The organism is Campylobacter sp. FU_497 (genome assembly GCF_025772425.1).
GTDB classification, from domain to species: Bacteria; Campylobacterota; Campylobacteria; order Campylobacterales; family Campylobacteraceae; genus Campylobacter_D; species Campylobacter_D lari_C.
In genome coordinates, this window is record NZ_JAKMSC010000002.1 from 81,116 (window position 1) to 107,685 (window position 26,570).

Annotated in this window: 29 protein-coding genes and 2 pseudogenes; 15 read left to right on the forward strand and 16 right to left on the reverse strand. The window is 29.3% G+C overall.

The features are described from left to right. The first annotated feature begins 43 nt into the window (after nucleotides 1-43). From rplM to L8W68_RS01840, 10 genes are all read left to right on the forward strand, one after another. The gene (gene rplM, locus L8W68_RS01795) at nucleotides 44-469 is read left to right on the forward strand and encodes a 50S ribosomal protein L13 (protein ID WP_039617653.1); all 426 of its coding nucleotides are present in this window, start codon (nucleotides 44-46) and stop codon (nucleotides 467-469) included. Nucleotides 470-471: 2 nt separating this feature from the next. After that, the gene (gene rpsI, locus L8W68_RS01800) at nucleotides 472-861 is read left to right on the forward strand and encodes a 30S ribosomal protein S9 (protein ID WP_039617655.1); all 390 of its coding nucleotides are present in this window, start codon (nucleotides 472-474) and stop codon (nucleotides 859-861) included. Between the two features lie 244 nt (nucleotides 862-1,105). Further along, nucleotides 1,106-2,092: an OmpA family protein gene (locus L8W68_RS01805; RefSeq protein WP_263674786.1), complete on the forward strand. Its 987-nt coding sequence runs from the start codon at nucleotides 1,106-1,108 to the stop codon at nucleotides 2,090-2,092. Nucleotides 2,093-2,095: 3 nt separating this feature from the next. Next, entirely contained in the window at nucleotides 2,096-2,740 is a 645-nt protein-coding gene (locus L8W68_RS01810; RefSeq protein WP_263674787.1) for an HAD family hydrolase, read from the forward strand. A gap of 117 nt (nucleotides 2,741-2,857) precedes the next feature. Then, a complete protein-coding gene (gene nifJ, locus L8W68_RS01815) occupies nucleotides 2,858-6,412 on the forward strand; it encodes a pyruvate:ferredoxin (flavodoxin) oxidoreductase (RefSeq protein WP_263674788.1) in 3,555 nt (1,184 codons plus the stop codon). Between the two features lie 3 nt (nucleotides 6,413-6,415). After that, nucleotides 6,416-6,739, forward strand: a complete 324-nt coding sequence (locus tag L8W68_RS01820) for a hypothetical protein (protein ID WP_263674789.1) — start codon at nucleotides 6,416-6,418, stop codon at nucleotides 6,737-6,739. Next, complete coding sequence (gene mshL, locus L8W68_RS01825; RefSeq protein WP_263674790.1) at nucleotides 6,711-8,102, forward strand: pilus (MSHA type) biogenesis protein MshL; 1,392 nt, start codon at nucleotides 6,711-6,713, stop codon at nucleotides 8,100-8,102. The genes L8W68_RS01820 and mshL overlap by 29 nt, the downstream gene beginning before the upstream one ends. Beyond that, nucleotides 8,083-8,412 carry a hypothetical protein gene (locus tag L8W68_RS01830; protein ID WP_263674791.1) on the forward strand — a complete coding sequence of 110 codons (330 nt, stop codon included), beginning with the start codon at nucleotides 8,083-8,085 and terminating at the stop codon, nucleotides 8,410-8,412. Before mshL ends, L8W68_RS01830 begins: the two co-directional genes overlap by 20 nt. Then, nucleotides 8,405-9,919, forward strand: coding sequence for a GspE/PulE family protein (locus tag L8W68_RS01835; protein WP_263674792.1), 1,515 nt, complete (start codon nucleotides 8,405-8,407; stop codon nucleotides 9,917-9,919). The genes L8W68_RS01830 and L8W68_RS01835 overlap by 8 nt, the downstream gene beginning before the upstream one ends. Beyond that, nucleotides 9,916-11,076 carry a type II secretion system F family protein gene (locus tag L8W68_RS01840; RefSeq protein ID WP_263674793.1) on the forward strand — a complete coding sequence of 387 codons (1,161 nt, stop codon included), beginning with the start codon at nucleotides 9,916-9,918 and terminating at the stop codon, nucleotides 11,074-11,076. Before L8W68_RS01835 ends, L8W68_RS01840 begins: the two co-directional genes overlap by 4 nt. Here L8W68_RS01840 and L8W68_RS01845 read toward each other — a convergent pair. The 11 genes from L8W68_RS01845 to L8W68_RS01895 are packed head-to-tail and all read right to left on the reverse strand — an operon-like array spanning nucleotide 11,073 to nucleotide 18,992. After that, nucleotides 11,073-11,825, reverse strand: coding sequence for a TSUP family transporter (locus tag L8W68_RS01845; protein ID WP_263674794.1), 753 nt, complete (start codon nucleotides 11,823-11,825; stop codon nucleotides 11,073-11,075). The two genes, L8W68_RS01840 and L8W68_RS01845, sit on opposite strands and share 4 nt — an antisense overlap. Beyond that, complete coding sequence (locus L8W68_RS01850) at nucleotides 11,810-12,559, reverse strand: TIGR02757 family protein (RefSeq protein WP_263674795.1); 750 nt, start codon at nucleotides 12,557-12,559, stop codon at nucleotides 11,810-11,812. Before L8W68_RS01850 ends, L8W68_RS01845 begins: the two co-directional genes overlap by 16 nt. Then, entirely contained in the window at nucleotides 12,559-14,388 is a 1,830-nt protein-coding gene (gene flgK, locus L8W68_RS01855) for a flagellar hook-associated protein FlgK (RefSeq protein ID WP_263674796.1), read from the reverse strand. The genes L8W68_RS01850 and flgK overlap by 1 nt, the downstream gene beginning before the upstream one ends. A 10-nt stretch (nucleotides 14,389-14,398) precedes the next feature. Continuing rightward, complete coding sequence (gene flgN / locus L8W68_RS01860) at nucleotides 14,399-14,833, reverse strand: flagellar export chaperone FlgN (protein WP_214125879.1); 435 nt, start codon at nucleotides 14,831-14,833, stop codon at nucleotides 14,399-14,401. 42 nt (nucleotides 14,834-14,875) lie between these two features. Then, nucleotides 14,876-15,082 carry a flagellar biosynthesis anti-sigma factor FlgM gene (locus L8W68_RS01865; RefSeq protein WP_214125878.1) on the reverse strand — a complete coding sequence of 69 codons (207 nt, stop codon included), beginning with the start codon at nucleotides 15,080-15,082 and terminating at the stop codon, nucleotides 14,876-14,878. Nucleotides 15,083-15,142: 60 nt separating this feature from the next. Further along, on the reverse strand, nucleotides 15,143-15,508 hold the full coding sequence (locus tag L8W68_RS01870; protein WP_039617679.1) for a rod-binding protein: 366 nt from the start codon (nucleotides 15,506-15,508) through the stop codon (nucleotides 15,143-15,145). After that, complete coding sequence (locus L8W68_RS01875) at nucleotides 15,508-16,554, reverse strand: flagellar basal body P-ring protein FlgI (protein ID WP_263674797.1); 1,047 nt, start codon at nucleotides 16,552-16,554, stop codon at nucleotides 15,508-15,510. The genes L8W68_RS01870 and L8W68_RS01875 overlap by 1 nt, the downstream gene beginning before the upstream one ends. A 57-nt stretch (nucleotides 16,555-16,611) precedes the next feature. Beyond that, the gene (locus L8W68_RS01880; protein ID WP_263674798.1) at nucleotides 16,612-17,268 is read right to left on the reverse strand and encodes an RsmD family RNA methyltransferase; all 657 of its coding nucleotides are present in this window, start codon (nucleotides 17,266-17,268) and stop codon (nucleotides 16,612-16,614) included. Beyond that, nucleotides 17,261-17,656: a hypothetical protein gene (locus L8W68_RS01885; RefSeq protein ID WP_263674799.1), complete on the reverse strand. Its 396-nt coding sequence runs from the start codon at nucleotides 17,654-17,656 to the stop codon at nucleotides 17,261-17,263. The genes L8W68_RS01880 and L8W68_RS01885 overlap by 8 nt, the downstream gene beginning before the upstream one ends. Continuing rightward, nucleotides 17,640-18,344 (reverse strand): hypothetical protein, encoded by a 705-nt coding sequence (locus L8W68_RS01890; RefSeq protein WP_263674800.1) that lies wholly within the window; start codon nucleotides 18,342-18,344, stop codon nucleotides 17,640-17,642. The genes L8W68_RS01885 and L8W68_RS01890 overlap by 17 nt, the downstream gene beginning before the upstream one ends. Before the next feature lie 9 nt (nucleotides 18,345-18,353). Beyond that, entirely contained in the window at nucleotides 18,354-18,992 is a 639-nt protein-coding gene (locus tag L8W68_RS01895; RefSeq protein ID WP_263674801.1) for a DUF5644 domain-containing protein, read from the reverse strand. Between the two features lie 98 nt (nucleotides 18,993-19,090). On the opposite strand from L8W68_RS01895, the gene L8W68_RS01900 reads away from it, so the two are divergent. The 5 genes from L8W68_RS01900 (at nucleotide 19,091) to fldA (ending at nucleotide 22,603) form a co-directional block, all read left to right on the forward strand. Beyond that, complete coding sequence (locus L8W68_RS01900; protein WP_263674802.1) at nucleotides 19,091-19,912, forward strand: thiamine-phosphate kinase; 822 nt, start codon at nucleotides 19,091-19,093, stop codon at nucleotides 19,910-19,912. Then, entirely contained in the window at nucleotides 19,881-21,014 is a 1,134-nt protein-coding gene (truD, locus tag L8W68_RS01905) for a tRNA pseudouridine(13) synthase TruD (protein ID WP_263674828.1), read from the forward strand. Before L8W68_RS01900 ends, truD begins: the two co-directional genes overlap by 32 nt. Before the next feature lie 85 nt (nucleotides 21,015-21,099). After that, entirely contained in the window at nucleotides 21,100-21,417 is a 318-nt protein-coding gene (locus L8W68_RS01910; protein WP_012661148.1) for a DUF2325 domain-containing protein, read from the forward strand. A gap of 1 nt (nucleotide 21,418) precedes the next feature. Next, a complete protein-coding gene (locus L8W68_RS01915) occupies nucleotides 21,419-22,111 on the forward strand; it encodes a hypothetical protein (RefSeq protein WP_263674803.1) in 693 nt (230 codons plus the stop codon). After that, nucleotides 22,112-22,603, forward strand: a complete 492-nt coding sequence (gene fldA / locus L8W68_RS01920) for a flavodoxin FldA (RefSeq protein ID WP_257928602.1) — start codon at nucleotides 22,112-22,114, stop codon at nucleotides 22,601-22,603. A 30-nt stretch (nucleotides 22,604-22,633) separates the two neighbouring features. Here the strand turns inward: fldA and L8W68_RS08230 are convergent. The 5 genes and pseudogenes from L8W68_RS08230 to L8W68_RS01940 all read right to left on the reverse strand — a co-directional run. Then, nucleotides 22,634-23,026: pseudogene (locus L8W68_RS08230) on the reverse strand (methyl-accepting chemotaxis protein); the annotation flags it as partial. 948 nt (nucleotides 23,027-23,974) lie between these two features. Continuing rightward, nucleotides 23,975-24,631, reverse strand: a pseudogene (locus L8W68_RS08235) (cache domain-containing protein); the annotation flags it as partial. A gap of 131 nt (nucleotides 24,632-24,762) precedes the next feature. After that, nucleotides 24,763-25,170, reverse strand: a complete 408-nt coding sequence (locus tag L8W68_RS01930; protein WP_263674805.1) for a hypothetical protein — start codon at nucleotides 25,168-25,170, stop codon at nucleotides 24,763-24,765. After that, on the reverse strand, nucleotides 25,163-25,873 hold the full coding sequence (locus L8W68_RS01935) for an EI24 domain-containing protein (RefSeq protein ID WP_263674806.1): 711 nt from the start codon (nucleotides 25,871-25,873) through the stop codon (nucleotides 25,163-25,165). Before L8W68_RS01935 ends, L8W68_RS01930 begins: the two co-directional genes overlap by 8 nt. After that, on the reverse strand, nucleotides 25,870-26,562 hold the full coding sequence (locus L8W68_RS01940; RefSeq protein WP_257928598.1) for a dUTP diphosphatase: 693 nt from the start codon (nucleotides 26,560-26,562) through the stop codon (nucleotides 25,870-25,872). Before L8W68_RS01940 ends, L8W68_RS01935 begins: the two co-directional genes overlap by 4 nt. Between the last annotated feature and the right edge of the window lie 8 nt (nucleotides 26,563-26,570).

The following is a 26,570-nucleotide window of genomic DNA, read 5'->3' on the forward strand; positions in this document are numbered from 1 at the left end:
TTATAATCTCATTTTTAAAAAAATTTTTGGCAAAGGTAAGATGATGACAAAGATAACAAAGCCAAACGAAGTAAAACGCGAATGGATCGTTTTAGACGCTGAAGGAAAGCGTTTTGGTCGTCTTTTAACAGAAGTAGCGACTATTTTAAGAGGTAAAAATAAACCTTGCTATACTCCAAATGTTGATTGTGGAGATTATGTAATCATTATCAATGCTTCTAAAGCAGTTTTCACAGGTGCAAATAAAGCAGAAGATAAACTATACCACAGACATTCAGGGTATTTTGGAAGCGTAAAAAGTGAAAAATTTGGTGATTTATTAGAAAAAAATCCAGTTAAATTATATAAATTAGCAGTTCGTGGTATGCTACCTAAAACAAACCTAGGTAGAGCTATGCTTAAAAAATTAAAAATTTATGCAGGTAGCGAACACCCTCATACTGCTCAAATTGCTAATAAAGGAAAATAATCATGGCAACAACATACGCAACAGGTAAAAGAAAAACCGCTGTAGCTAAAGTTTGGGTAAAAGCTGGTAGTGGTAAAATCATCGTTAATGGTATGGATTTAAACACTTGGCTTGGCGGACATGAAGCTATAAAATTAAAAGTAGTTCAGCCTTTATTAGTAACTAAACAAGAAACTTCTATGGATATTAAAGCAACAACTTTAGGCGGTGGATATAGCGCTCAAGCTGAAGCTTTAAGACATGGTATTTCAAGAGCTTTAGCTGCTATGGATGCAGATTTTAGAGCATTATTAAAACCAAAAGGACTTCTTACTAGAGATAGTAGAACTGTTGAGCGTAAAAAATACGGTCGCAGAAAAGCAAGAAGAAGTCCACAGTTCTCTAAACGTTAATCTTTTTTGGATCCATTTTTTGGATCCACTCTCTCTTTTATTTTTAAAATCACATTTTTTCATATATTTTTGTTTTGTTTAAAATCAAAGGATTTTTTGTTTAGAATAAACTTTTATAATTTCAAAGTCCGATCAGGGAAACCTCCTTTTTGTAGTAAATTTAAGCCCCTTTCCCAAAAAGGGGCTTATTTTATTTTAATCTTCTTTTTTATATAATCGCTCAATTTATTTTATAAGGATTGTTATGAAAAAAATTATAAGCTTAGTTAGTTTAGCTAGTGTTTTATTTGCTTTTGATGCTAGCAAAATAGAAATAACCCCGACCTTTAACTATACAACACCAGAAGGAAATTTAGATCTTAAAAATTATGGTGGAGTTGGCTTAAGATTTGGCTATCACTATGATGATTTATGGATAGATCAAGCTGAACTTGGTTTAGAGTATTATGATAATGCAAAATATAATAATCCAAATGATAATACACATACAAATACTAGTGTTTCGAGATTTTATGTGAATGCTATTAAAGGAATTGATTTAGCTAATCATGTGTATTTATATGGATTATTAGGAACAGGTTATGAGTATTTAAGTCATGGGGCTTATGAAAATAAAAGTGGTATGTTTGCTCAATATGGTGCAGGTTTTAAATTCGCGCTTGGAGAAGATTTAGCTTTAAGACTTGAAGCAAGAGATCAAATTAAATTCAACAATGGCGAACATAATTTAATTTCTAGTGTTGGTTTAAGTTTTTATTTTGGCAATAAAGCTCCAAAAACTCCTAATGTTGAAACAAAACAAATTGAAGAAAAGCCACAAGTAAAACAAATCGATAAAACATGTTCAGAACCAAGAAAAGGTGCTTTGCTTGATCATATAGGTTGTGAAAAAACAATAGCCCTTGAGGGACATTTTGGTTTTGATCAGACTAATATAAATCCAGAATTTGCTCAAAAAATTCAAGAAGTGGGTAAGATCTTAGAAGAAAATCCTCAATACTATACTATTTTAGAAGGCCATACAGATAGTACAGGTCCTAAGGCTTATAATCAAAAATTATCATTAGAGCGTGCTAAGGCAGTTGCGAAAGAACTTGAAAAATCAGGTGTTGCTAAAGAAAAAATTGTAACTAAAGGCTATGGTTTTGAAAAGCCAAAAGCAAGCAATGATACCAAAGAAGGTCGTGCGCAAAATAGACGCGTTGAAGCAAAATTTTTTATTAAAGAATAAACTTTGCTAAAAAAGACAATTTTATTTGATTTAGATGGCACTTTGATAGATTCTACAAGTGCCATTTTAGATGGATTTGATGCTGCTTTTAAAGCTTTTAATGAGCCTTTAAGAGATCATGAAGCTATTAAGGCTTTGATAGGTTTTCCTTTGGATGTAGCTTTTGAAAAGCTTGGTGTGGCAAAAGAAAAAACAAGTGAGCATATTAATGCTTACAGAAGCGTATATCAAAAAATCTATATAGAGCAAACTTCTTTGCTTTCTTTGGCAAAAGAAAGTGTATATGAAGCTAGTTTATTTGCTGATTTAGCTGTTGTAACGACTAAAAGTTCTAAATTTTCCAAACCTTTACTTGATCATTTGGGTATAGGAAAATACTTTAAAGTTATTATAGGTAGAGATGATGTAACTTACCCAAAACCAAATGCTGAGCCTATTTTGTTAGCTTTAGAAAAATTATCTAAAAGCAAAGAAAATGCATTTATGATCGGAGATACTCATTTAGATATTCAAGCAGCTTGTAATGCTGGCGTTAAACCCATAGCAGTAAGTAGTGGTTATGAAAGTAAGGAAAGTTTAGCTAAATTTAAAATTCCACTTTTTGAAAATACTTATGAAGCTGTAAAACATATAAAAAATATCCGATAATTTCACATTCAAACCCTATACACATAAATAATAAAAAATTTTTATCATTGTTTAAGACAATTAAAGATAAAGTAGCTATTGATTTTAAGTAATTATTTTAATTATAAGGATAATTAAATGAGTAAAATAATGAAAACAATGGATGGTAACGAAGCAGCAGCTTATGCTGCCTATGCATTCACAGAGGTTGCTGGAATTTATCCTATCACTCCAAGCTCTCCTATGGCTGATTATACTGATATATGGGCTTCTCAAGGGAAAAAAAATCTTTTTGGAGTGCCAGTTAAAGTTGTAGAAATGCAAAGTGAAGCAGGAGCAGCAGGGACAGTTCATGGTTCTTTACAAGCAGGTGCTTTAACTACTACTTATACAGCATCTCAAGGGCTTTTATTAAAAATACCAAATATGTATAAAATCGCAGGTCAGCTTTTACCTGGGGTTATCCATGTGGCAGCTAGGGCTTTAGCTTCTCAAGCATTATCTATTTTTGGAGATCATCAAGATGTTTATGCTGCAAGACAAACAGGCTTTGCTATGCTTTGCTCGCATTCTGTGCAAGAAAGTATGGATTTAGCAGGTGTTGCACACCTAGCAGCTATTAAAGGTAGAGTACCTTTTATGCATTTTTTTGATGGTTTTAGAACAAGCCATGAAATCCAAAAAATCGAAGTAATGGATTATGCACATTTTGATCGTTTGCTTGACCGTGAAGCTTTATTAGAATTTAGAAATTCCTGTCTAAATCCAGAAAATCCAAAAACAAGAGGTACGGCTCAAAATGATGATATTTATTTTCAAACAAGAGAGTTAGCAAATAAATATTATGAAGCTATTCCTGATATTGTTAATGAATATATGCAAGAAATTTCAAAAATCACAGGAAGAGAATACAAACCTTTTGTATATTATGGGGATAAAAACGCAACACGCATTGTAGTAGCAATGGGTTCAGTGACTGAAGCTTTAAAAGAAGTTGTAGATCATCTAAACAGTAAAGGCGAAAAAGTAGGGGTTTTAAAAGTTCATTTATATAGACCATTTAGTTTAAAATATTTATTTGATGTAATGCCTCAAAGTGTTGAAAAAATAGCTGTTTTAGATAGAACTAAAGAGCCAGGAAGTTTAGGCGAGCCACTTTATTTGGATTTAAAAAGTGCATATTATGGAAAAGAAAAAGCACCTTTAATCGTTGGTGGTAGATATGGACTTTCTTCGAAAGATGTAGATCCTGCTCAGCTAATAGCAGTTTTTGAAAATCTAAATCAAGCAAATCCAAAAGATGGTTTTACCATAGGAATTAATGATGATGTGACCTTTACTTCATTGCCTGTGGGAGAAAAAATTTCTTTGGGTGATGAAAGTACTATAGAGTGCTTATTCTATGGACTTGGTGCTGATGGCACTGTAGGTGCAAATAAAAACTCTATTAAAATCATAGGGGATAAAACAGACTTTTATGCGCAAGCTTATTTTGCTTATGATTCTAAAAAATCAGGTGGTTATACAAGAAGCCATTTAAGATTTTCTAAAAAACCTATCACTTCAACTTATTTAGTTTCTACGCCGCATTTTGTAGCGTGTTCAGTTGCTGCTTATTTAGAAATTTATGATGTTTTAGCAGGTATTAGAAAAGGAGGAACTTTCCTTTTAAATAGTATTTGGAGTGCGCAAGAAACTATTAAAAAAATTCCAAATGCAGTTAAGAGAGTTTTAGCGCAAAAAGAAATTAATTTTTATATCATTAATGCTACAAAACTTGCTAGGGAAATAGGACTAGGTAGTAGAACAAATACAATCATGCAATCAGCATTTTTCAAACTTGCTAATATCATTCCTTTTGAAGATGCACAAAAATATATGAAAGAATTAGCTTATAAATCATATAGCAAAAAAGGTGATGCTATAGTTGAGATGAATTATAAAGCTATTGATGTAGGTGCAGATGGACTTGTAAAAGTTGATATTGATCCTTCTTGGGCAAATTTAGCTGATGAAGCAAAAGAAGAAACTATAGCTTATAAAGGCACCGAGTTTGTTGAAAAAATCGCAAAACCTATGAATGCAGCTAAGGGTGATGATTTACCAGTTTCAGCATTTTTGGGCTATGAAGATGGTAGTTTTGAGCATGGTACTACTGAGTATGAAAAAAGAGGCGTCGGTGTTATGGTGCCAAGATGGATAGAAACTAATTGTATTCAGTGTAACCAATGTGCCTCAGTATGTCCACATGCGGTTATTAGACCATTTTTAATAGATGAAAAAGAATTAGAAAATGCTCCAGCAGGCGTGAAAGAACATAGCTTAAACGCAAAAGGCGTAAAAGATCAAAAATTGAATTTCAAAATTCAAGTTTCACCGCTTGATTGTACAGGTTGTGAGCTTTGTGTGCATGAGTGTCCTACTAAAGAAAAATCTTTAGTAATGGTACCACTAGGTGAAGAGCTTGATCATGGTGAGCAAGAAAATGCAGATTATTTATTCAAAAAAGTAAGTTATAAAGATAATATCTTAAATAGAGAAAATGCAAAAGGTATTCAATTTGCTCAACCTTTATTTGAATTCCATGGTGCGTGTCCAGGTTGTGGGGAAACTCCTTATATCACTTTAATCACTAGATTATTTGGTGAAAGAATGATTATTGCTAATGCAACAGGTTGTAGTTCTATTTATGGTGGTTCAGCTCCTTCAACTCCATATAGAAAAAGCAATAAAAATGGTCATGGGCCTGCTTGGGGTAATTCTTTATTTGAAGATAATGCTGAATTTGGTCTTGGTATGAAAATAGCAACTGAAACAACAAGACATAAAATAGAGCAAATTATGAATGAAAGTATGCAAGAAGTTCCTAATGCACTTTCTGCATTATATAAAGAATGGATTGCAAATAAAGAAGATTCTAAAGCTTCTTTAGAACTAAGAGATAAGTTAGTGCCATTGCTAGAAGAAAATAAACAGATTAAAACTGTAAATGATATTTTAGAACTTAAAAGCTATTTAAGTAAAAAATCACATTGGATTTTTGGTGGTGATGGTTGGGCTTATGATATAGGTTATGGTGGGCTTGATCATGTTTTAGCAAGTGGTGAAAATGTAAATATTTTAGTGCTTGATACTGAAGTATATTCAAATACCGGAGGTCAAAGCTCAAAATCTTCAAGAACAGGTTCAGTAGCGCAGTTTGCTGCAGCAGGTAAGCCAATACAGAAAAAAGATCTAGGCCAAATTGCTATGACTTATGGCTATATTTTTGTAGCTCAAGTAAATTCTAATGCAAACTATGCACAGTTGTTAAAAGCAATAATGGCAGCAGAAGCTTATGATGGGCCTTCTTTGATTATAGCTTATTCTCCTTGTATAGCTCATGGTATTAAAGGTGGGCTTGGAAATTCAGGAAATCAAGCAGAGCTTGCTACAAAATGTGGATATTGGCCAACTTATATTTATGATCCGCGTTTAGAAGCTGAAGGTAAAAATCCTTTAACAATTTCTTCTAAAGAGCCTGATTGGGATTTATATGAAAGCTTTTTAATGAATGAGGTGCGTTATAGCTCACTTAAAAAATCAAATCCTGAACAAGCAAAAGAATTATTTGAAAAAAATAAAGCAGAAGCACAACGCCGTTATAGACAACTTAAACGCTTAGCAAGTGCTGATTTTAGTAATGAAAACTAAAATTTGCTTCGATTTTTACTTGTGAGTTTATGGGTGCTTGGTGCTTTTGGTGCTAAGTACCCATTTTTGAATCAAAGTTGTAATGATGTTGATTTTTCTTTGATTCAAGATCCTTTTTTTCAAAAAACTACAAATATAAAATCTGATTTTTCCTTACAAGCTATCGTTTCTAATAAAGTTAAGATTAATGATAAATGGTATGTTTTGAATGATGATATTGAAGGTTTTAAGATTGTTGAGATTAAAAATTCTCAAGTTATATTGATAAAGGAAGAAAAAATCATGGTTTTAAAATTGTATGAAAAAAATAATATTTTTATTTATTAGTATTTTAACTTTTACAAATGTTTTTGCCTCACAGTGCCATCAGCGCTTTTTTGATATAAGTGTAGAAAATAAAACTTCTTTGATTGAAATTTTAAATGAACTTGGTAGAGAATGTGGTTTTAGCATTATAATAAAAGATTCATTAGCCAGAGAAAAGTTAAATCATACCCAAAATTATCTACACATAAGAAAAATGTCTTTAAGAGAAATTTTTAAACTTTTATTGATGGAAAATAATCTTGCTTATGAGTATGAAAAAAATATTTTAAAAATTTATGGAAGACAAGTTAAAACTTTTAAAGTGCATTATATAAGCTCTATTAGAGAAGGGCAAAGCGTTACTAAAGCTTCAGTGGATTCAAGACCTAAACAGGGTGATTATGATAGCACTAAAGAAGCAGATAATCTAGTCATTAGCACAGATAAATTTGATTTTTGGGAAAAAATTTCAGAAGAAATACAAGCTTTATTAGATGAAAATACAACTAAGCCTATTATTAATACTAATGCAGGGATTATTACTTTAAATGCTACTTTGTATGAGCTTACAAGGGTTGAAAAATATTTAAAAGATTTAAATAAAAGACTTAAAAAGCAAGTTTTAATTGATGTAAGTATAGTTGCAGTACATTTAAATAAAAGTCATTCAAGCGGGATTAACTGGCAAGAGCTTGCTTTTAAACTTAATGGAGATGATAATGATTTTATAATCAATAAAGGCGGTGTTAGAAATATCAATCTTAAAGCTAATGTTGAAACTAAGGCTATTTTAAATTTATTACAAGAAAATGGTAAAACTACTGTACTTTCTAACCCAAAACTCATGGCACTTAATAATCAACAAGCTATTATTTCCATAGGTGATACGATTAATTATCAAGTAAAAGAAAGTTCTAAGGGCACTGAAAATGGTACAACCATTAGTGAAACTTATAATAATTATTCTATTTTTGTAGGAATTTTACTAAATATTTTGCCTGAAATTTCAGATGATCACAAAATCATGCTTAGAATAAATCCTAGTTTGAGTGATTTTAAATATAGTGTTGATAATCACAGACAAAATAAACCAAGAAATATAGCGCCTGATACCATACAAAAAAAGCTTTCTACTGTAGTTGAAGTTGATGATGGACAAACTTTAATTTTGGGCGGATTGATTAGTAAAAATACGATTAGTAATTATAACGAAGTAAGTGCTTTATCTAAAATACCACTTTTTGGTGCTTTATTTCAAGGAAAGCAAAATTTAGAAGATATTAGCGAAATAGTTTTTATCATCAAGCCAAGTTTAATAAGAGCTGATAAAAAAGTGTTGAGTTTAAAAGAATTAGGTTTTGAACATGAAGATGATATGTTTTAATTTTTTAATTTGTTTGTCTTTTTTAAATGCAATGAATATTCAAAATGAAAGTTTTGAGCAAAATGTATTTTATGAAAAATTTATTAATCATCCAAGTTATGAAAATGCCTTAAATTTAGCTAAATATTTTTATCAAATCAAAGATTATAAAAAGGCTATTTTTTGGGCTATTGAGGCAAATGAATTTGAGTTGTTAGAAAAAGAAGCATGGTTAGTTTTTATCAATGCTAAAATAAAACTTGGAAAGCATGAAGATGCTTTAAGAGCTAAAGAAGAGTATGAAAAACTTTTAGGAAATTATTTTGAATGATACAAAAACAATAAAAGCTTTAAATGAACTTTCTTTGCAAGAATTAGCTTTAGAGTATAAATTAGAAATTTTAGACTTAAATCAAACTCTTAAAATAGAAAAATATCTCCATGTTTTACCTTTTTCTTTAATAGAACAATATAATATTTTTTGTTTTTATGAAGATGATGAAAATATTCATATAGCTTCTTTAAAACCTTTAGATGAGAGTATTTTAGAAAAAATACAAAATTTATATCGCTTAAAGGTTATTAAAATTTTCCTTTGTGATTTTACACAATTTAAATTCTTACTAGAAAGGATTAAATTTTTAATTTGCTTTCAAAACTATCTTGATAAATTAGAACTTAATTTAAAAAGTGATGAAAATAAAGATGAGTTTTTATTAGAGCAGTTTTTGAATTTGATTTTAACTTATGCTTGTTTTTTAAGAGCAAGTGATATTCACTTGGAGCCTTTAGAAAATGAAGTTTTGATAAGATTTAGAATAGATGGAGAATTAAAATATATCCACAGTTTTGATGTGAGTTCTTATCAGGCTTTATTAATGCATATAAAAATCATTGCTTTGCTTAATGTAGCAGAGCAAAGACAAGCCCAAGATGGGAGTTTTTCTAAGATTATTTTAGAGCAAAAATATGATTTTAGAATTTCAATTATGCCTTTGTTATTTGGGCAAAGTGTGGTGGTTAGGATTTTAAAACAAGATGAGTATGTTTTAAAACTTGATAGACTTTTTATTAAAGAAGAAAATTTAACCTCATTAAAAAAATACATGAATGCACCTTATGGTTTGATTTTATTTTGTGGGCCAACAGGGAGTGGTAAAAGTACTTTTATGCATGCTATTTTAAACGAGCTTGATCAAAATAAAAAAATTATTACTCTAGAAGATCCTATAGAATATAAACTTAAACATGCTCAGCAAATTTTGTTAAATTCTAAAACTGGCTTTGATTTTCATAAAGCTTTAAGAGCGGTTTTAAGGCAAGATCCTGATGTGATTATGGTGGGTGAAATTAGAGATGATGAGAGTTTAGATATAGTTTTAAAAGCTTCTTTAAGTGGACATTTAGTTTTAAGCACCTTGCATACTAATGGTGCTATAGAAGCTATTTTTAGAATGAAGCATATGGGTGTAAAAGAATATTTAATAGCTTATGCGCTTAATTTGATTATAGCCCAACGCTTGGTAAGAAAACTATGTGAATGTAAAGAACTTAGCAATGAAAAATTTCATTTTCAAAATCAAGTTTTTGAAGGAAAATTTTATAAAGCAAAGGGTTGTGCTAAGTGTATGTATAGTGGATATAAAGGGCGTTTAATGGTGGCTGAGTTTTTATTTTTAGATCATAATTTAAAAAGTATGATAGAAAATAATGCAAATTATGAAAATATTTTAACTTATGCTTTAAAAAAAGGCTTTTTAACTTTAGGTAGGGATGCTTTGGAAAAAGTTAAGCTTGGTTTGACAAGTGTAGATGAGCTAAGAAAGATTGGTTTTTGAAAAAATTTATTATTTTTTATGCTTTAAACAAAGAGCAAAAGCAATGTATAATTAAAGCCAAAAATCTATATGAAGCTAGAAATCTTGCACAAAAATCATTTGAAAATATTATTAGTATTGAAGAGTATTTTGGAGTAACAAAACATAAAATTAAAGAAGAAGAGCTTATTTTTATCCTTAAAGATTTAAGTATGGTTTTAAAAGCAGGATTAAGCTTACAAGAGGCTATTTTAGAATTTACAAGATCAAATTATGATGTGCATATAGCTAAAATATTTAGTGTGATTTATAATAAACTCAAAAATGGAAGCTCTTACAATGAAGCTTTTAGAAGTGTTTTAAATTCTAGAGAATGTGCTGTTTTAAAAATTTGTGATGGTAAGGAGGATTTATATAGGGCTTTTGAGATTATCATTAATCTAAAAGAAAAAAACCTTCATAGTTTTAAGCAGTTTAAAAAGGCTATAACTTATCCACTTTTTGTTTTTACATGTATTATTTTAGCTTTTTTTGTATTGATGATTTTGGTTTTGCCTGAATTTCAAACTTTATTTTTACAACTTGAATTAGATTTGCCAAAAATTACTCAAATTCTTTTTATTGTAGGAGATTTTTTTAAACATTTTTATGTATTTATTTTATTAGGTGTGGGAATTTTTATAATACTTGCTTATTCTTTTAGAAAGTCTTTGTTTTTTCATAAAATTCTTTTTTATTCTCCCATTTTTGGAAAAATAATATTTTATCAAGATAAATTTTGTTTTTTCTTGATTTTTTCTTATTTATTGAAAGCAGGGGTGGATATAAAAAGAGCTTTTGAGCTTGCTTGTGAAGGTATAGAAAATCAATTTTTTAAAAATAAAATGTTTATTGTAAAGACTTCATTTGAATCAGGATTTGATTTAGCTCAAGCTTTTTCTAACACAAGGCTTTTTGAGCCTTTTGTGATAAGAATGTTAAATTTAGCTTTAAAAAGTTCTAAGTTAGATGAAAGTACTTATGAGCTTGCTTTATTTTATGAATATAAAAAAGAAAATTACACCCAAAGACTTTTGGTTATTTTAGAACCTTTGATGACAATTTTTATGGCGAGTTCGATTTTAGTTTTGGCCTTGGGTGTATTTTTACCTATGTGGCAAATTAGTCAAGGAATTTAAGCAAGATAATCATAAGCAACCTTAGCTATAGTTAAAGCAACCATAGTTAAAAAAAGTTTTTTGATAAAAGTTCCTTGTGTTTTTAAAACTAGTTTTGAGCCTACAAAGGCGCCTAAAACTTGACCTATACCCATTAAAATACCAACTTTCCAAAGTACTTCATAAGAGTATAAAAATACCCCTAAGGCTACTACATTGCTAGTAAAATTTAAGATTTTAGTATTAATGCTTGCATTTTTCATACTAAAACCAAGAAATATAACACAAGCAAAAATCCAAAAAGACCCGGTTCCAGGCCCTAAAAAGCCATCATAAAAGCCAAGTAATAAACCAAAAGTGATTTGAAAGCTTGTGGTGCTCATTTTGGCTTTATTATGAACATGGCCTAAATCAGGTTTGAAAATAGTATATAAAAAGATTAAAACAAGGCAAATTAATACAATGATTTTAACAGCATTTTGATCTATTAGTAAAACCGCATAAGTTCCAATGGCTGCACCAATAGCAGTAAATAAAATTCCCAAAGCTATCTTTTCTATATGCATAGATTTTCTATAAGCTAAAACCGCAGTGAGTGAGCCAAAGGTGCTTTGAAGTTTATTAGTAGCTAGGGCTAAATGAGGAGGAATTCCACAAGCAAATAAAGCAGGTATGGTAATAAGTCCACCACCACCTACAATCGCATCAACACATCCTGCAAAAGCAGCAACAAAAAATAAAATCACATAATAAGTTAATTCAAGCTCCATAAGCTTTCCTTGTTTTGTCCGATTCTATATAGAGCAAAATCATATTTTATAGGATCAGCAGGATCAAATTTTTTAAGACTTTGCGTAAGCTCTAAAACACTTTTAAAATCATAAATCTTACGCTTTAAAAGCTTAAGTTTTAATGAAACTTTATGAGTATGAGTATCTAAGGGTATGAGTAAATCTTTTTTGTCTATATTTTTAAACAAACCCAAATCAAGCTCATCTTTTCTTACCATCCACCTAAGATACATATTGTATCTTTTTAAAGGACTTTTTGGAATGCTAAATTCTTTTGAAAAGAAAAATTCATAACCATAACTTTTATAAGGATTAAGCTTGTAAATTGTTTCTATGAAAGCTTTTATTGCTTGTGTGATGTTTTGCTCTTTTTGATAAGCTTTGGTAAAAATATTTTCTATACTATCTTCATTTTTTAAGCGTTTAAGTGTGATGAAAATTTGAGCTATATCTTGAGAGTTTTGAAAGCGATATTTTAGATCTTTGCATTCTTTTTTAATAATCTCATCATTTCTTTCAAGTAAGGAAAAATCAAGTTTGTTTAAAAAATTTACAATATTTCTAGCATTTCCATAAGCAAATAAAGCACAAAGTAAGGCTATGGTTTCATCTTTATAAATACTTGCAATTTGTAAAGGATCAGGATGAGAAAAAAGCTCTTTTTGAGTGTTTTTGCTTAAAATTGCTTCATCTAAAAGAGCTTTAATTTGCATTAAGATTTTAAACCAAGTAAGGTTTCAAGCATTTGATCAACGGTAGTTACGATTTTAGCTGCAGCACCATAACTTGCTTGATATTGTATGAGTGCTGCTAATTCTTCATTAGTATTTACACCACTTTTTGATTGATATTCTGCATAGGCTGTATTAAATACTGTCATATTAGTTGCATGTGCAAAACCATTGCTTTCGGCATCTGAAGCAATTTGGCCTGTAAATTTTCTATAATATCCATCTAAAGTCATAGTATCTACTGTACCATCTTTATTATAAAAATTTACTTTTTGATTTTGAAGTTGCAACATAGCATTAGCTACATCATTGTTTCCATCAACTCCGTTTGAACTTGCTTTTAAGCTGTTTGGATCATTTCTGATGCTTGAATTTACATTAATACTGCTTGCATCTTGACCATTAAAAAATGAAGATACATTTAAAGCACCCGGGAAATTTGTGCCATTATCTTTAAAAGCTATTTTATAACCTTCTTTTAAGCCATTGATTTGGAAATTTCCGCTATCACTTTTTCCATCATAATGATAAAAGGCTTGAAAATAATCATTTAAATCATTACCAGGTTTTCCGTCGTGATTATCATCTATATCTGCATTGATTTGTTTAATAATATCTTCTATAGTGGTATTAACATCTATTTTTATAGTTCTTTTAGCTGCTTCTTTACCTTCGTTGTCATATATAATGATATCAAAACTACCCGCTTGGATATTTTTATCATAACTCATTAAAGAAGTATCAGGCTTTAAACCTTTTAAATCATCTGAATTGACTCTATCTGTAGCTGCTTGAGCATAGACATTATTAGTTTGGGTTATGAGTGTTTTTGTAAAGGTATTGAGCATATCTTTATACTCTTGCAATTTTCCATCGCTGTAAGTATCGTGATTGCCATCATAGTTTCTACCTCTAAGATCAAGTTGAGCTCCAAGCTGTCCGCCTGAAATTTTACTAGTTAAATCATAGCGGTTTTCATCATTTACTTCATAATAAATTTGATAAAAACCATTAGGGTTGTTATTGTCTAGTTTTAAAGGATGAAAGCTAGAGCCATTGACTATACTAAAGCCTTGAATGCTTAAATCATAGTATCTTCCAGAATCAGTCATGGTGGATTCTAAAGTGCTATCCTGAGAGCTTTTTCCTTTCCAAGCTACTGCATTGACTAGTTTTGAAAGTCTAAGTTCAAGCTCATCTCTTTTATCTCTTAATTGATTTGCATTATCAGTAGGTAAAACTTCTTCATTTTCAAGTTGTTTGTTAATATTTGCAATTTCTTGACCAATATTATTAATTTCATCTACAGTTTGTTGAATTTGCTCATTAACAGTTTGTTGCATTTTATTAAGATCTTGCAAGGTTTTTTGTATGTTTTGAGTTAGTGTATTTGCGCTATTAACAAGATCTATTTTACTTGCTCCATCACTTGGATTAGAAGCAAAGTTATTCCACGCATCATAGTAGTTTTTATAATCTTGTAAAATACCAGTTCCTTGCATATCAGGAAATCTTTGGCTTGCTTCTTGTAAAATTTGTCCTAAATAATTTGTATAGTTTTGCTGAGTGGTAGCGTTTTTTAACTCATAATAAGAATGCTCATCATGCAATCTTTTAATAGTATCAATTTGCGTACCTGTTCCTAGGTGTAAGCCACCTCTATCAAGAGACATACCCGAACTTTGCACAGCTCTTTGTCTAGTATAAAACACCGCATTTGCATTAGAGATATTATTACCTGTTGTGTTAATTTGAAGTTCAGCAGCTCTAATACCGCTAACCCCTGTATATAAGCTATCAAAAATTCCCATGACTTAACCTTTAAACATTGATCTTAAATAATGAATCTGGAATTGTCTTATTATCTCCATAAGCATTATTTGTTCCATTTTGTTCAAACATTGTATTTAAAAGATTGTCGTAAAAATTTTTAATAATAAGAGCTAATTTAGCATATTCTTTGTTTTTTTGGTGCAAGGTATTTAAATTTTGCTTTAAAAGAGCAAGTTTTTCTTTATCTTCATCATCTAAAAGTTCATCTAAGCCTTTATTGTTTCCTTGATTGCTAAGTTCTATTAAAGCCTTGTCAAGATTTTTTTTAGCAATTTGAAAATCATTTACAAGTTTAGTTTTTTCCTCTACGCTTTTGCTAACATGTTGGTGATTAGCAGCTTGAATTTGGGTTATATCTTCTAAAGTAAGATTGATGAGTTTTTCTAAAATAGAATTTGTTTCGTCTAAGTGTTGTTTAACCATTTTTTATCCTTTCTTAGGCACTAACCCAAAAAAGGATAAAAATTATAATAAAGAATCTGCTATTGCTTTAGAAGTGGCTTGTAAGTCTATTTTATACGCGCCATTTTTTATTTGTGAAGCAATCAACGATGCCTTACTCTCTTCTACCTTTTGAGTTTCTTTTGCCTTGTTGTTTTCTTTGTTTTCTGTTTTATTTAAATCATTAGTAGCAACTTGAGCTACATAACTTTGATGTATAGGGTTTATCATTTTAAGCCTCCAGTTCTATTGAAAAACTCTAAGAACTATATCGACACTTAAAAAAATAACTTAACCCCTTTCTTTTAAATAATCAAATAATAATTTTGAAAAACCTAACCCCCCGCTTAATGCTTTACTCATAGTATCATTATACATAGATGAATAAATTTCATCACTTGCATCTTTTCCAAATAAAGAATTTTCTTGTTTTAAAGAAATATCCAAAACGCTTTTGATTAAAAAAGCTTCAAAAGCGTCAGTTTGTTCTTTTAAAGCTTTATCTTCATCATTTAATGCTTGTATATGAGTTAAATCATTTTTAAAAGCACTATCTGCATAGTTTTTGGCAGCCTTGTAGCTATTGTTGTGTTTAGTAATACTTTCATAAAGCTCACTGCTATAGTTTTTACTTGCTAAATAATTATCAACTCTCATCATATCACCTCTAATTCAGCACTAATCGCACCAGCTCTTTTTAGATTTTGCATAATAGCTATGATATCATTTGGTGCTGCTCCAAGTTTATTTAACATTCTAGCTATATTTGCTACTGTTGTTTTATTGTTTGTGATTTTTAAAGTATTAGATACAGGATCTAAAATACCACCATCTTTCATATCGATTTCATTTTGTCCTAAAGCTACGGTATTGTTTGGATCAATTTTTATAGTAATATCTTTATGAGTAATTAATATAGGTTCAACTTCTATATTTACTCCTGCTACTATAGTCCCTGTTCTTTCATCGATGATTACTTTGCTTTCTGGAGTATAAGCTATATCTTGCTCTAATACTCTTGCCATAAATTCAACATGAGAAAATTCTTCAGGTTTTGTTAATTTTATAGTTCTAGAATCTAAAGCCTTTGCTATATCTGTATCAAAAATAGTATTTAGAACTCTTTCTATATTATTAGCAGTTTTAAAATCTGCTTCTTTTAAACTTAAAACCAAATCTTCACTTTGGCTAAAGTTTTGTGGAATTTCTCTTTCTACTACTGCACCATTAATAACATTTGCTGAGGTTGAGTGTGTTCCTGCTGCACCTGGTCTTGGACTAAGTCCACCTATTGCTAAAGAGCCTTGAGCTACTGCATAAATTTCTCCATCAACCCCTTTTAGAGCCGTCATAAGTAAGGTTCCACCTTGTAAAGATTTGGCATCGCCTAAAGAAGCTACACTTACATCAAGCTTATCTCCACTTCTTGCAAAAGCAGGAAGTTTTGCTGTAACCATTACTGCTGCTGTATTTTTTGATTTAATATCGCCTGGGCTAATTTTTACATTCATACCTTGAAGCATATTTGAAATAGATTGTAGAGTAAATTCGCTACTTGTACCATCTCCACTTCCATTTAAACCAACAACCAAACCATATCCTATAAGTTGGTTATCTCTAACACCTACTACATTGGTAAGTTCTTTAATAGTAGCTGCAAAAACGCTTAGACTTAGTGCTAAACTCAAAAATAATATTCTCATCGATTCTTCCTTTAATCTATGTTATTTTCATAAATTAAAGCAAAAAAAGTTCCAAATTTATATAAAGGAGTAAAAACTTAGAGTGGTTGAGCCAAATTTTTTTTCTTTTGTTTTTTGATAATTTTGTATTTTAGCTGGAGTTTTAAAAGTGCTGTGATGTTCTATGATGATGATTTTAACATTTGAATTTTTTATATTTTCTATCAACTTTAAAGTTTTTTCATAAATATCAAAAAAACCTTCTCTAATATCAAAGGGTGGATCAAGATATAAAATAATATCTTCTTTAGAATTTTGAATGATTTGAGGGGTTTTTTTAAAGGTATCATCATTGAAGCAAATGGTGTTTTGATCAATGTTGGAAGCATTTTTTAAAGCGATTTCATAAGCTCTTTTATCTTTTTCTATGGCATAGCTTTTTAAGCAACCATTGCTTCTTGCCTCTAATGCCATTAAAGCGCTTCCTCCAAAGGCTTCTATGAAAACCTTATCTTGTAAAGAAAAACGTAAAACATTAAAAACACATGATTTTACTATGCTTTTGGTGCTTCTTGTGGTATCTAGACTAGGAAGTAAAATTTTTTTGCCTTTATAAATTCCGCTTTCTATGGTGGTGTAAATTTTTTGAGTTTGTTTTTTTGAGTTTGTTTTTTTATCTTCTTTATAATTTTTTAAAAAATCTTTTACACTTTGATATTCTTGTGTTTTATGCATTATTATTTTCTTCTTTGATAAGATTTTTTAACTCTGTTTTGTAAAGATCAAATATCGCATCGATTTTTTCATGACTTTCTTGACGTAATTGCTCTAAAATGGCTTCACATTTTTGATTCATGATTTTTTTCTCACGCATTGCTATTTTATAAGCAATATTTTGCAAACTTGCATTGAAATCATTTAAAGCATTAAGCAATTCTTCCATATTAAAAGGAGGGGTTAAAAAATTCGATTTTTTGTTGATGATAAATTGTGGTTTTTGAGTGTTGATTTTTTCATCACAGACTAAAAAATCACAATCTTTTTTTAAAACTAAAAAATCTTTTAAAGCAATTTCTAAAGTTTTTTCTAAAATTAAATCTTTGCATTCAAGAGCGATTTTCATTGACTAAACTCACTTTTAATTTATGTTTTTTTAAAGTATATGGTACTATACCTAGAGCCAAATTTGCAAGCTCTGCAAAACTTAAAATATAAAAATCTTCAAAATTTCTATTTGAAATAGCTTGTAATTCTTTATAACATTTATCAAACATATAAAAAGAATAAAAATCCTCAACTACTAAAAAATCACAACCACTATCATAAGCATCTAGCATTATAGCAGCAGCACTTTTGAAAGCTAGCTCAGCATTTAAATTTAAAAATCCATAGCCACAAGTTTTGTATTTTCTTTCAAAATCTATTATATTTGCTTTAAGCACTTTAGCAAGCTCTAAAGAACAGCTTGCATTAGAAAATCCTTGGTATATGCCTATATTAAATTGCTCAAAAAAATGTTTAATGTGTTCTTGTTTAAGGTGGTTTAAAAAAACTTTTGGGGTATATTGAATTTTTTCAATTTTACTCATAATTTCATAAGAGCTGTATTCGCAAGCTAAGATATTATCTTCATTCATCATTCTTGAATATTCATCTAAGATATCTTTTGGATCATAATCAATAATAAAATAATTTTTACCCAAAGGTTTTTCACACAGTGTGCTTTCAACACCGACTACGTCTAAAGCATTTTTGATAATATCAAAATAACAAAATAAGTCATTATTGCTATTAGTATAAATTTTATACATTTTAATTCCTTAAAAAATACTTCTTGCAAGGCCTGATTTTACAAGCATAACTTTTAATTCTTTAATGTAAGATTCATAATCAAGCTCATTTGATGAAATAAAATTTTTAAATTTAGTATGATAGTAAATCCCTTTTTCTTCATCTGCGACTAGTTTTAAAAATTGTGGCGCTTTTTCTGGGTATTTAAGTAGCATTTTATAAGCAAATATAAAAAAGCTATCTCCTAGATATTCAGGTAAAAATTCCCTAACTTCACTTGTGTAATATAAAAAATCATATTGTTTATAAAGTTCTATATCGTGTATATCAATAAGTCCTTTAAAAAGCTCTAACTTTTCTAAAAAATCACTTTTGTCCATGATTAAATCTTTGGTTGCTCTTTTGGTATCAAGTGGTTCTATGATGAGTTCTTTTCCAAATTTTTCAATGATATTATTTAAATCTCTTCTTTGTCTAATAGCGACTTGGTTGATTTTAATGCAACTTTCTGGGTTTTCTTCAAAATCAAAATATATATCATCTTTTTTCACTTGCACTAAAATATCATAAACACTTTTAAAATTTTTACTATCATAAACATAAGGTTTATAATAAGCTAAATAATCACTATCTTTATCAAAACGAAAAATTCTTAAAGTTATTTGCATATTTTAATCCTTGGTATTATTTTTCATTATATACATTTTAAACTTATAAAAATTTGATTATTATATAAAATTAAAAGCTTTTTGTATAAAATATTCACATGGATAAAGAAAAATTTATTATCAATGCCTTTGCTAATCCTATCAATGGAGATGATGGGGCAATCATCGATGGATATTGTTATTCTAAAGATTTATTTTGTGAAGACGTGCATTTTAAGCGCTCTTGGATGAGTTTAGAACAAATTGGAGCAAAGGCTATGCTTGTTAATATTTCTGATGCAATTGCTATGAATGCTACGCCAAAATATGCTCTTTTGGGGCTTTCTTTGCCAAAATGTTTAGATATGAAGCAAGTTAAAGCCTTACAAAAAGGTTTGCTAGATAGTGCAAAAGAATTTGGAGTGCAAATTATAGGCGGAGATACTATAGCAGATAGGAAAATTAATATTAGTATAACTATCATTTCTAAAGTGAATAAAAGGGCTATTTTTAGAAAAGGTTTAAAAAAAGGAGATTTACTTGCTTTTAGTGGAAAATTAGGTGAGAGTTTAAAAGGTTTAAATATATTATTTCGCGGTGGAAAATTGCATTCTAAACATCGTTTTATAAAACCAAATTTAAGACAAAAATTTTTTTATGATATAGCAAAAAAAGTTAGAGTAAGTATGGATATTTCAGATGGTTTAAATAAGGATCTATCGAGAATGCTCTTTATAAATCAACTTGGTATAAAATTCCTTAAAAAATTAGATAAATTTAGCTTAAATAGTGCAGAAGAGTATGAAATTTTATTTGCTTTTGATAAAAAACACAAAGCATTTATACAAAATATGGCTAAAAAGCATAGAGTTAAACTAAATATTTTTGCAAAAACAACAACAGGAAGGTATAAATTTTATGGAAGAGAACATCATTTTTAAGCCCTTATATACTTTAAAACACAGCCCGATAAATGTGTATTTTTCAAAAAATAGCAATGATTTTGTAGTAAGAGAAAAGCCTTTGTATGAATTTAGTGGAAAAGGTGAACATTTAATTTTACATATACAAAAAAAAGATCTTAGCACTAGTGAAGCTTTGAGAATTTTAAGCGAGCAAAGTGGTGTTAAAATGAAAGATTTTGGTTATAGTGGTTTAAAAGATAAACAAGGCTTAACTTTTCAATATATTTCTATGCCTAAAAAATTTGAAGAGGGTTTAAAAAATTTTAAACATGATAAGATGAAAATTTTAGAAACTTTTTATCATGATAATAAACTTAGAATAGGGCATTTAAAAGGAAATTTATTTTTTATAAGATTAAAAAAAGTTTCTAAAGTAGATGCTTTAAAAATAGAACAAGCTTTTAAAAATATCCAAGAACAAGGTTTTGCTAATTATTTTGGATATCAGCGTTTTGGCAAATTTCAAGATAATTTTTCACAAGGACTAGAAATTTTAAAAGGCAAAAAAATCAAAAATAAAAAAATGCAAGAATTTTTGATTTCTGCTTTTCAAAGTGAGCTTTTTAATAGATATTTGAGCAAAAGGGTGGAATTGTCATATTTTATTAATGACTTTAGTGAAAAAGAAATAAAACAAATATATGATTTAGATAAAGATGGAATTAAAAGTTTAAAAAATCAAAAGCAGTTTTTTAAACTTTTAAAGGGCGAAGTTTTAGGACATTATCCTTTTGGTAAATGTTTTATATGTGAAGATTTATCAAGTGAAGTAGAAAGATTCAATCAAAAAGATATTAGCGCGATGGGTCTTTTAATAGGCTCTAAAGCTTATGAAGCAAACGAAGGTTTAGCTAAAAAATTAGAAGATGAGATTTTTTCTTTTGCATATGAGTTTAAAGATAAAATGCAAGGTTCAAGACGCTTTATGTGGTCTTATTTGCAAGATTGCAAAAGTTATTATGATGAAGAAAAAGCTCATTTTACTTTGGAGTTTTTCTTGCAAAAAGGCTCGTATGCCACAGTGGTTTTAGAAGAAATTTTACATACAGATATTTTTGAACAAACCCATAATATATAATTAAAAATTGATATTGAGTATCAGTTAAAATTTATCTTTTATAAATTATAATAACAATTATCATTTTTATAAAAAGGAAAGCTCAATGTCAGTTTTGGTTATCGGAGCGGATGAAATAACTCCAATTAAGGCAGTTTTGACAAATCTAGGTGCAAAAAGCATAGAGCACTGGGATGCTAGAAATGAAAATAGGGTAAATAGAAAACCCATTCCACAAAATACCGAATGTATAGTTATGCTTACTAGTTTTTTAAACCATAATACCATGAAAAAAATCAAAACAGAGGCAAAAAAACGCAATATACCTTTAGTTTGTGCTAAACGCAGTGTAAGTTGTGTGTATTGTGAATATTGTAAGGTTTTTGGCCTTGATCAAACCTATGAGTGCGCAAAGAAGGCTTAATATGTTTGGATTTAATGAAAAAGAGGATTTTGTACCTAAAATATTTAGAGATTTAGAGCAAAAAAGTATTAATCGTATTTTTTTAAATTTATACAATTCTTTGGTTGAAGATGAATTGAAAATACCTTATATTTATGCAAAAGAAGCTAGTTGTTTAAGAAATATTTTTGAGTTAAAAATTCAAAATATGAGTGCAGAAAGAGCTTTGAGATTTAATAAAGTGAGGCAATTTTGTCCATATTCTCATAAAATCATCAAGGCATATAAAGAAGGAAAATTAAACAAATTAAAGCTTGAAACAAAGAAACCAAAATATGCTTTAGCTAAATTAATACAAAATGTGTTTTTATCATCTAGTTTTACGTTGCCTTTACAAGTAGCTTTTGAGGCTTTTGTGTATGATAAAATTTGCAAAAGCAATACCAAATCTAAAGTAACAATTTACAAAAACATTATTATTATCAATGAAAAAATGGCGGTTATGCCTTTATTTTATAAAGATAATGATAAAGATATAGAACTTGCTTTGCAATTTATAAAAGATAATTCTTTTGAAAGATTTTATATTGTGTATCCAAGAAATAAAAATTTCACTCAGCATAAAGAAATAAGACATTTTTTATGTGAAAATAATAAAACTTTGCTAAAATTAGTTCCCTATACTATTAATAATCAAATTTTAAGGAGATGTTAAATGTCAATAGCAGTAATTTATGGTAGCTCTATGGGTAATACTGAAAGTGCAGCAAATATGATCGCTCAAAAATTAGGAATTTCTGATGTATTAAATATCGCAGATATTAATGCAGAAAAAATTAATTCTTATGATAAATTAATTTGCGGTACTTCTACTTGGGGAAGTGGTGATTTTCAAGATGATTGGGATGGTTTTGATTTTTCAGCTTTAAATCTTAGTGGTAAAACTGTTGCGGTTTTTGGTATGGGAGATAGTGAAAGCTATTCAGATACATATTGCAGTGCTATGGGAAAACTTGCTCAAGCTTTAAAAGCAGCGGGTGCAAATTTGGTAGGTGCTGTTTCTACAGGTGGTTATACTTTTGAAGCAAGTGAAGCCGTAGAAGGTGATAAATTTGTAGGACTTGCATTAGATAATGATAATCATGAGGATTTAACAGAAAGTAGAATTGATGCTTGGTTAGAGCAAATTAAACCTTCTTTTTCTTAAAAATTAGATGCCTAAAAGGCATCTTTATATTTAAAATTTTCTTTTTTTAGTTTCGCTTAGTATATCTTGTGCTAAAGAATCTACTTCATTTGCAATAGTATTGGTTTGTATAGCTGTTTGAGAATTTTGCTGTGTGAGTTTTTCTATAGTAGCTACTGATTCATTAATTTGACTAATATCATCTGCTTCTTCTTTTATAGCTTCTCCCATATCACTTATAGATTGAGCCAAGATATTAGTATTAGCTTCAATCTCACCTAAAGACTTTTGAGTTCTTTCTGCTAGATTTCTAACTTCATCTGCAACAACAGCAAAGCCACGTCCATGCTCACCTGCGCGCGCAGCTTCAATAGCAGCATTTAGTGCAAGCAAGTTGATTTGCTCAGCTATATCTGAAATTACTGTGGTAACGCTTTTAATATCATTACTTTGTTTTACAACATCTTGCGCTTTAATAGAGATTTCGCTCATGGCTGAGTTCATTTGTTCTAAAGCTCTTGCGCTTTCTTGTAGTGATGAGGTTTGATGAGTGGCATCATTAGTAAGCTCTTGCATACTTTGTTTGAGTGCTTCAGCTTTTTGATTTAATAACTCGCCTTGATTAAGTGATTGTGAGAGCATGTTTTTGATTTCATTTCCAAGCGCATTGATCGCTTTTTCAACATCACCTTTTGGCGTATTGATAGCTGCTGTAAAATCTAAATGCTTGTAACTATCAAACACAGCTTGAATTTCATTTAAATCGCTACCGATTTTTGCTTGTAAGGTAGTAAGCATTTTATTTAAAACTTCTATAAGTTCTTGAATTTGAGGATTATTAGCATGAGAACTAATATGTAAATTAAGCTCACCTGTTTCTATTTTTCTAGCAACATTTACAGATTCTTCAATGGCTTTTGCGTCTTTGCTTAGAGCTTCTTTGATGATATTGATATTTTCGTTAATCTCATCTGCCATTTTTCCAAATTCATCTTGGGTTTTAAGTTTAATAGGATGAGAATGAGCGTCTTTGTGATTTAAATAATTAAAGAAATTATGCAATCCTGATGAAATAATAGCAATTGGTTTAAGATTGTAAGAGATAATCATTCTAATGAAAATCAAAGTAATAAAAATAGCAATTAGAGAAATGATGATTTGTTCCATTAGTGTTTGCTCGGCTGCATCGCTATAAAAATCATAATCAGCTATAGAGCAAATAGTATATTTTGGATTAATACTGCCATTGCAAATTAAAGCTTTAGTTCCTTCTTCCATGGTTTGAACTTTAAAAATATCTTTAGAAAGGGTCTTGTTTGCACCTTCAGGTGTTTTAAAGTAGCTTGAAATAATATCTTTACTAATGTCTGTTGAAGTTAAAATTCTAGATGAGTCAGTGTGAAAAAGATAAGTTCCATCATGAGCTAAAACCGCTGCATGTGAATAAGGTGTTTTGCCTATGGCTAAAACTTCCTCTGAGAATTTTTTCAAATCATAATCAGCTGCAACAACGCCTATAACTTTACCATTTTCCATAATAGGGCTAGCATAAGAAATAGTAGGTTTTTTCATACTAGATGATATATAAGGTTCTGTAACAACTAGCTCTCTTTTTTCTTTAGCTTCTTTGTACCACCCTCTAGCTCTAGGATCATATCCACTTTCTGGGGTTTGATTGTTGCCATTTGATCTAAACATAGATCCATCTTCAAAACCTACATAGGTTAAATCAAAACCTAAAGAATCCCCTATAGATTTTAATAAGCTAGTGTATTGTGCTGAATTTAGATTGTGTTTGTTTTCTTTGATATATTTTGTTAAAGAATCAATCACATTGCGTCTATCACTCGCATATAAATCAAATCTTTTACTTACATCAAAAGCAACTTTTTGCTGAAATTGAACTAGTAGGGTATGACTATTAGATTTAGATTTAACATAGTTAAAAAAACCTAAAACACATAGCAAAACTACGACAAAAATACAAACTAAGAAAGCTATTTTGTTGGAAAAATTACCTAGTAGGTATTTCTTAATGGAAGAGAGCATTTTTTCTCCTTAAAAAGCCAAATTTTGAGGCTTTGTGGTTATGATAATTTATATGATTTTATTCAAAAAATATTTAAAAATTTATAAATATAGTTAATTTTTGTTAAAAAATATTATATTTTAAAGTATTTTTAAATAAAAAATTCTAATTTTTTAGAAAGTAAAATTTTATTGTCAGTATATTTTGCCCATTGTATATTTAAAGTAAAAATACAAGCTTGTGCAAGTTTTGCAAAGGGAAATTTTTCATAGTATATTTTTTCTTGCTCTTTGGTAGCTTTTTGAAAAAGAGCTTTAATTTGCACTCCTTTAATGAGATTAATAATGTTTGTATCTAGTGCTATATTAACTGCTACTTTAGGGGATTTATAGGCAAGTTGAATGTGTTTGGTGTGTTCTTCACTGGCAAAGATTAAAGCTAAATTTTTATCATCAAAAGCATAATAACAACTCGCACAATATACTCCGCCATCATCATCAAGCATGCTCAAACTAAGAAGTTTTTGCGAGTGAATAAAATTTATAATTCTTTCATCCATTATTTTTAGCTTCGATTTTTAAGATTTTTTGATAGCATAAATGGCTTAGGAAAATCACATAAAATACTTGCAAGAATAAACCAAGCAAAGGTATGCTTGATAAAGCAAAAAAGATTAAAGTGATGATTTTAAAGTATAAGGGTGATGAGTTCTTATAAAAATCATCAAAGTTGTTTTTATCCAAGACATTGCTTAATACATCTAATAATAAAAGTTTGTGAAATAAATAATAAAATACTCCATAATAAATTACAATACTAACAAAAGGTATAATCAATAAGAAAGTAGCTACTACAAACAATACGCATGAGATGAGTATAAATTTGAATGTTTTAAGTAAAACTTCTAAAGAATTTACTTCTTTTTGTATGGAATAGTTGTAATATCTTTGATTGATTTTTTTCACAATATAAGGAGTTAAAAAAGAAATTATTAGCATGGTAAAAAACACTGAGGCAAATACCACTATGAAAAATCCACCTATAGCGCTTAAAAATGCAAGTGAAAATTGCACTATAGAAAAGCTAAAAAACCAAGCCATAAAAGATCCGCTAACCACATCTTCTATATAAGAAAAGAATATATCATAACTATAATATACAAGCAAGGCAAAAAGGAATAAACTAATCAAAAATGGCAAGAGAGAAAATTTTAAAAAAGGCTTGCTAAGAAAATCTTGCAAGCTTAGGTATAGTATATTCATTTAATTTGATTGTAATTTTCTTGAAGCTTTTGATAAATTTCTTTATAATCTAGTGTTTCTTTTAAAATTTGATTTAAAACTTCATTATCTTCTGTGCCATTCCAAGTTTTTTTATAAGTACCTTCTTTGTAGCCATTTTCTTGTCTGAATTGATTTAATATATTTTTTCCAATATAGGTTTTATAAAGTTCAAAGAAATTTAAACCACATTTTCTAGCCAAAACAAAATACACGCTTAAAAGTTCACCTAAATCATAATCAAAACCACTACACTTATGGATAATAAGTTCAATATCATTTAAAATTCCATAGATATCTGCTTCATTTGGATTAGAAGTTTCTTTGCAAAAATCATCAAAAAAAGTTACAGAAGAAACTTCTTCTGCTATGAAGTTTTTATCATCGATTTGTTTTTCTTTGTATTCTTCTAAAATTAAACTCAAAATAAAATGCCATATATCTACTATTTCAATGCGTACATTATCCCAATTTGCAGGAGTATGTATGCTTTTCCAGTGTTTCCAAGCAAAAGAATCAATAAGCTCAGCACACTCCATATAAATACATCTTCTAAAACTGATTAATTTACCTTCTTTGGTATAACCATTTTCCCAACCTATACCATTGGTGTCATCATTTAATTTTTGCTGGAGTTCTAGCATGCTTTTTAAAATATCTTTTACTTCCATTTTGTTTC

Bases quoted from the DNA above. Each gene is read 5' to 3' on its own strand.
- L8W68_RS01805 (WP_263674786.1), top strand. From the start codon at position 1,106: ATGAAAAAAATTATAAGCTTAGTTAGTTTAGCTAGTGTTTTATTTGCT.
- fldA (WP_257928602.1), top strand. From the start codon at position 22,112: ATGTCAATAGCAGTAATTTATGGTAGCTCTATGGGTAATACTGAAAGT.
- rplM (WP_039617653.1), top strand. From the start codon at position 44: ATGACAAAGATAACAAAGCCAAACGAAGTAAAACGCGAATGGATCGTT.
- L8W68_RS01880 (WP_263674798.1), bottom strand. From the start codon at position 17,268: ATGCATAAAACACAAGAATATCAAAGTGTAAAAGATTTTTTAAAAAAT.
- nifJ (WP_263674788.1), top strand. From the start codon at position 2,858: ATGAGTAAAATAATGAAAACAATGGATGGTAACGAAGCAGCAGCTTAT.
- L8W68_RS01900 (WP_263674802.1), top strand. From the start codon at position 19,091: ATGGATAAAGAAAAATTTATTATCAATGCCTTTGCTAATCCTATCAAT.
- L8W68_RS01845 (WP_263674794.1), bottom strand. From the start codon at position 11,825: ATGGAGCTTGAATTAACTTATTATGTGATTTTATTTTTTGTTGCTGCT.
- flgN (WP_214125879.1), bottom strand. From the start codon at position 14,833: ATGGTTAAACAACACTTAGACGAAACAAATTCTATTTTAGAAAAACTC.
- L8W68_RS01885 (WP_263674799.1), bottom strand. From the start codon at position 17,656: ATGAAAATCGCTCTTGAATGCAAAGATTTAATTTTAGAAAAAACTTTA.
- L8W68_RS01935 (WP_263674806.1), bottom strand. From the start codon at position 25,873: ATGAATATACTATACCTAAGCTTGCAAGATTTTCTTAGCAAGCCTTTT.
- flgK (WP_263674796.1), bottom strand. From the start codon at position 14,388: ATGGGAATTTTTGATAGCTTATATACAGGGGTTAGCGGTATTAGAGCT.
- L8W68_RS01895 (WP_263674801.1), bottom strand. From the start codon at position 18,992: ATGCAAATAACTTTAAGAATTTTTCGTTTTGATAAAGATAGTGATTAT.
- L8W68_RS01910 (WP_012661148.1), top strand. From the start codon at position 21,100: ATGTCAGTTTTGGTTATCGGAGCGGATGAAATAACTCCAATTAAGGCA.
- L8W68_RS01930 (WP_263674805.1), bottom strand. From the start codon at position 25,170: ATGGATGAAAGAATTATAAATTTTATTCACTCGCAAAAACTTCTTAGT.
- L8W68_RS01940 (WP_257928598.1), bottom strand. From the start codon at position 26,562: ATGGAAGTAAAAGATATTTTAAAAAGCATGCTAGAACTCCAGCAAAAA.
- L8W68_RS01875 (WP_263674797.1), bottom strand. From the start codon at position 16,554: ATGAGAATATTATTTTTGAGTTTAGCACTAAGTCTAAGCGTTTTTGCA.
- rpsI (WP_039617655.1), top strand. From the start codon at position 472: ATGGCAACAACATACGCAACAGGTAAAAGAAAAACCGCTGTAGCTAAA.
- L8W68_RS01915 (WP_263674803.1), top strand. From the start codon at position 21,419: ATGTTTGGATTTAATGAAAAAGAGGATTTTGTACCTAAAATATTTAGA.
- L8W68_RS01850 (WP_263674795.1), bottom strand. From the start codon at position 12,559: ATGCAAATTAAAGCTCTTTTAGATGAAGCAATTTTAAGCAAAAACACT.
- mshL (WP_263674790.1), top strand. From the start codon at position 6,711: ATGAAAAAAATAATATTTTTATTTATTAGTATTTTAACTTTTACAAAT.
- L8W68_RS01870 (WP_039617679.1), bottom strand. From the start codon at position 15,508: ATGAGAGTTGATAATTATTTAGCAAGTAAAAACTATAGCAGTGAGCTT.
- L8W68_RS01865 (WP_214125878.1), bottom strand. From the start codon at position 15,082: ATGATAAACCCTATACATCAAAGTTATGTAGCTCAAGTTGCTACTAAT.
- L8W68_RS01830 (WP_263674791.1), top strand. From the start codon at position 8,083: ATGAAGATGATATGTTTTAATTTTTTAATTTGTTTGTCTTTTTTAAAT.
- L8W68_RS01890 (WP_263674800.1), bottom strand. From the start codon at position 18,344: ATGTATAAAATTTATACTAATAGCAATAATGACTTATTTTGTTATTTT.